Source organism: Mycobacterium sp. E2989 (assembly GCF_001667595.1).
In the GTDB taxonomy this organism is placed as follows: Bacteria; Actinomycetota; Actinomycetes; order Mycobacteriales; family Mycobacteriaceae; genus Mycobacterium.
On the sequence record NZ_LZJX01000081.1, the window covers coordinates 1 to 3,944 of the forward strand.

Here is a 3,944-nt window from a genome sequence, read left to right on the forward strand (position 1 = left end):
GGCCGGTGTGCTGGTCTTCGTGGTGCTGAAGCTGACGCAGGGCAACCAAACCGCCGGGCGGCCGACCACCCAGCCCGCGCCCCCGGCAAGCCGCGCATCGTGGTGTCGCGCACCCGCCCGCCCGCCATCGCGCTGAGCGTCCGCGACGCCCTGGACGGCGTGCTGGTGGAAATGGGTTCGGCGGGGGCCAAGGTGGCTTCGCTCGTCCAGGGATTGTCCGATGTGTACGTGCACGCCGGCGGCCAATTCGAATGGGACTCGGCCGCCCCGGTGGCCGTGGCCCGGGCCGCGGGCCTGCACACCTCCCGCATCGACGGCTCGGCGCTGGCTTACAACCAGCCCGATCCAAAGCTGCCGGATTTGGTGGTCTGCCGTCCCGAGTTGGCCGAGGCTGTACTGGCGGTCACGCGCTGAGAGCGCTTATACCACAATCGATTTCGGGCGCAAGAGGATCTCAGTGAGCGCCGGGCCACCGCGGTGCCTGGCGGCGGGCGGTGGATTCGTCACCGGCGCAGCGGGTTTGGGCCATGCCGCGTGGGGCCACGACGTCCGGCACTACACCGAGACATGTTGCGAGAAACCGGTATTGACGAGGCCTGGGGGCGCGCCATACGGTCAGCGCAGCGCCTGCTGCCAGGACAGAATGCGTTCGGCCAGTTCGGGTCCGGCGTCTTCCTGGATGAAGTGACTGGCGTGGATGCGGGCGTGCGGCTGGCCCGCGGCGCCGGGGATGTGCTGGATCAGCGGGCGGTCCGCTTGCCCGAGGATGGGGTCGCGCGCCCCGAAGATGGCAAGCATGGGCTTTTCCCATTGCCCCAGGGCCTTCCAGGCCGCCCGGTTGGCCGGCACCGCCGGATCGTCCGGTGAGGTCGGCACCAGTTGCGGGAAGGCGCGGGCGCCGGCCTGGTACGTCTTGTCGGGAAACGGCGCGTCATAGCCGGCCCGCACCCGGGCGGAAACCCGGCGGACGGTGCCCACGGAGACGATGCGGCCGGCGGGCAGCACGGGGGAGTAGCGCGCGAACGCCCGCCACGCGTAGAAGGCGGGCGGGGTGGCCCGCTCCGCGGTGGGCAGGAATCCATTCGCCACCACGAGTCGCGCGACGCGGTCACCCTGCTCGGCGGCGATGCGCAGCCCGATCAGCGATCCCCAGTCCTGCACGAACAGGGTCACGTCCTTGAGGTTGAGCCGCTCGAACCATGAGGTCACCCATTCGACGTGGCGCTGGTAGGTGTAATCCTCGACCCGGCTGGGCTTGTCCGAGCGGCCGAAGCCGATCAGGTCGGGTGCGAGCACGCGGTTCCCGCCGTCCGTCAACGGCGGGATCATCGTCCGGTAGAGGTAGCTCCAGGTGGGCTCGCCGTGCAGCAGCACGATCGGTGGTCCGTCGGAAGGGCCCTCGTCGAGGAAGTGCATGCGTAGCGGTTGGGTGTCACTTGCCGCCACGTCAACGTAGTTCGCTACGAACGGATAGCCCTCCAAATTTTCGAATCGGGAGTCCGGGGTTCGTAGCACATGCATATTCAGCTCCTCCGGTGGGCGGGCGCCTTCAGTTAGCCTCTCTCGACAACGCGAGTTCGTCTAGTGGGGAATTTCATTGAGCTAGACGTCTGGTGGACATTAAACTCGCTTGTTCATGGCGATTCGGCGTGCCGTCCTGATCATTGCCGACATCAGCGGCTACACCCACTACATGCAGTGGAACCGTACCCACTTGGCCCACGCGCAATTGACGGTGGCGGGCTTACTGGAGTCGGTGATCGACGCCGGTAGGGGTCTCAAGCTCGCGAAGCTGGAGGGTGACGCCGCGTTCTTCTGGGCGCCCGACGGCGACCCCAAAGTGCTGGTGTGCGACCGGCTGTCCCGGATGCGGGAGGCTTTCATCGCGCGCCGTGAACGCTTCAAGAAGGACCTGGCCTGCGAGTGCGCGAGTTGCGCGCAATTGGACAGCCTTTCGGTGAAGTTCGTCGTCCATCAGGGTGAGGTGGCCGAGCAGCGGGTTAAGCGACACGTGGAGCTCGCGGGCTTCGACGTCATCCTGGTGCACCGAATGCTGAAAAACACGGTGCCAGTGGTCGAATACGTGCTGATGACCGAGCCGGTCGCGGCGTGCCTCGACGAGTCGGTGCGCTCGCAGTGCAAGCCGCTGATCCACATCTTCGACGACATCGGCGAGACGCCGACGCACTATCTCGATCTCGCGACCTCGGAGGTCTCGGTAGTTCAACCCGAGTCCGGCTTCCTTCGCCGCCTCGGGTCGACGTTCAAGCTGGAATTGAGCTCGCTGCCGTTCGTCCTCGGCTTCAAGGAGCCCGCGGCGGGTTTCCGCAACCTGGGCCGCGGCGCGGAGGAGATCCCGGCCTAGCCCGCGTCGCGGGTAGTGGCCAGCGCGCGGCCCATCCGGGACACGGCCTCGGTGAGGATGGCCCGCGAGGTCGCGAAGTTCAGCCGGACGTGACCCGCGCCCCCGGTGCCGAAGACGTGGCCGGAGCTGAGCGCCACCCGGGCGTGGTCGAGAAACCACCGGGCGGGTCCGGACAGGTCGGCGACCACCGCCAGGCCCGCGGCGGCCTCCTCGGCGAATCCGAGCTCGCGGCAATCCAGCCAAGCCAGGTAAGTCCCTTGCGGCCATTGGTATTTCACGCCAGGTAGGTGCTCGGCGATCAGCTCACCGAGGAGCGTCCGGTTCTGATCCAGGCCGCGCAGCAATGCGTCGAGCCAATCGCCACCGGTTCGGAACGCCTCGGCGTGGGCGATGATGCCGAAGTGGCTCGGCCCATGGCTGACCTCTTCGGGCATCCGGTTCAGGTCCGCGACCGCCTCGGGGCCGGCGATGGCCAGCGCCGCCTTCAGCCCCGACAGGCTCCAGGCCTTGGAGGCGGACGTCAGGGCGAACGCGTTCTCCGCGCCGGGCACGGTCAGGTATGGCGTGAAACGCGCCCCGTCCAAGACGACGGGCCCGTGAATTTCGTCCGACACCACCCGGACGCCGAACCGGCGGGCGAGCTCGGCGACGGCGCCGAGCTCGTCGGCCGTGTGCACGGTTCCGGTGGGGTTGTGGGGGTTGCACAACAGGTACGCGACGTTCCCTCCCCGTGCGCCGGCGCCAGCGAAGGCTTCTGCCAAGGCGTCCAAATCAATTCGGCCTTCGGCGCCCAGCGGTGCTTCGACGATCTGACGGCCGTCGTGCGCGACGAACGCGTAGAACGGGGCGTACACCGGCGGGTTGACGACGACGGCGTCACCCCGATCGGTGACCAGACGCAGCAACTCGACGGCGCCGAGCATGACGTCCGGCACGATCGCGGTGTGGCCCACCGGTAGGTCATGCCATTGCCAGCGCTCGGACGCGAATTGACCGACCGCCTCGGCCAACGCGGTGCCACACGGATACCCGGTGTCGCCGTTGTCGATGGCGGTCCGCAGCGCCTCGGCCACCGTCGGGGCCAGCAACACGTCCATCTCCGCGACCCACATCGGCAGGACGTCGGGCGGATGCGCGCGCCATTTCATGCTGGTGCGTTGCCGCAGTTGCTGCAGCGTGAGCTCCTCGAGGGGGTTAGACGTCACCCCTGCAGACTAAGTGGCGAACGCGTGCTTCGGGATGGTCAACGGCAGGTCCACCGAACTGAGCAATCCCGGTTCTGCCGCAACGACATACGGCACGGCGTTGACGACGCGCATCGCGGTGGCCACCATCGCGCCGGCACCGGAGGTCATGCCCCCCACCCCGGCTTTGTGCGGATCCTTGAGCGTCGCCGCCAGCGTGCAGTCGATGTCGGGGTCACCGCTGATCATGACGCGGTAGGACAGGTCGCCGATCCCGGTCGGCCAATCCGGCGCGACGTCGTGGGCGAGCCGGGTGACGTGCTCGATGACGATGGCTTCCCGGCCGTCGACCACACCGATCGCCCGCATGCGCAGCGCACCGCAGGTGCCCGCCT

3 protein-coding genes and 2 pseudogenes are annotated in these 3,944 nt (G+C 68.1%); 2 read left to right on the forward strand and 3 right to left on the reverse strand.

Annotated features, from left to right (window positions below; translation table 11 throughout):
• Nucleotides 1–69: 69 nt before the first annotated feature.
• A pseudogene (locus A5680_RS14570) lies at nt 70–414 on the forward strand (inositol monophosphatase family protein); the annotation flags it as partial.
• A 201-nt stretch (nt 415–615) separates the two neighbouring features.
• On the opposite strand, the gene A5680_RS14575 reads toward A5680_RS14570, so the two are convergent.
• Nucleotides 616–1,521, reverse strand: a complete 906-nt coding sequence (locus A5680_RS14575) for a haloalkane dehalogenase (protein WP_067820417.1) — start codon at nt 1,519–1,521, stop codon at nt 616–618.
• A gap of 115 nt (nt 1,522–1,636) precedes the next feature.
• On the opposite strand from A5680_RS14575, the gene A5680_RS14580 reads away from it, so the two are divergent.
• Nucleotides 1,637–2,365 carry a DUF2652 domain-containing protein gene (locus tag A5680_RS14580; RefSeq protein WP_055399987.1) on the forward strand — a complete coding sequence of 243 codons (729 nt, stop codon included), beginning with the start codon at nt 1,637–1,639 and terminating at the stop codon, nt 2,363–2,365.
• On the opposite strand, the gene A5680_RS14585 is transcribed toward A5680_RS14580, so the two are convergent.
• Together A5680_RS14585 and A5680_RS14590 are read right to left on the reverse strand one after the other, a co-directional pair.
• Nucleotides 2,362–3,570, reverse strand: a complete 1,209-nt coding sequence (locus tag A5680_RS14585) for a MalY/PatB family protein (RefSeq protein ID WP_067820420.1) — start codon at nt 3,568–3,570, stop codon at nt 2,362–2,364. The genes A5680_RS14580 and A5680_RS14585 overlap by 4 nt on opposite strands.
• A 9-nt stretch (nt 3,571–3,579) precedes the next feature.
• Nucleotides 3,580–3,944: pseudogene (locus A5680_RS14590) on the reverse strand (dihydrodipicolinate reductase); the annotation flags it as partial.

What these genes read in the sequence shown, in the direction of transcription:
- A5680_RS14575 (WP_067820417.1), bottom strand. Translation starts at nt 1,521, where the DNA reads ATGCATGTGCTACGAACCCCGGACTCCCGATTCGAAAATTTGGAGGGC.
- A5680_RS14580 (WP_055399987.1), top strand. Translation starts at nt 1,637, where the DNA reads ATGGCGATTCGGCGTGCCGTCCTGATCATTGCCGACATCAGCGGCTAC.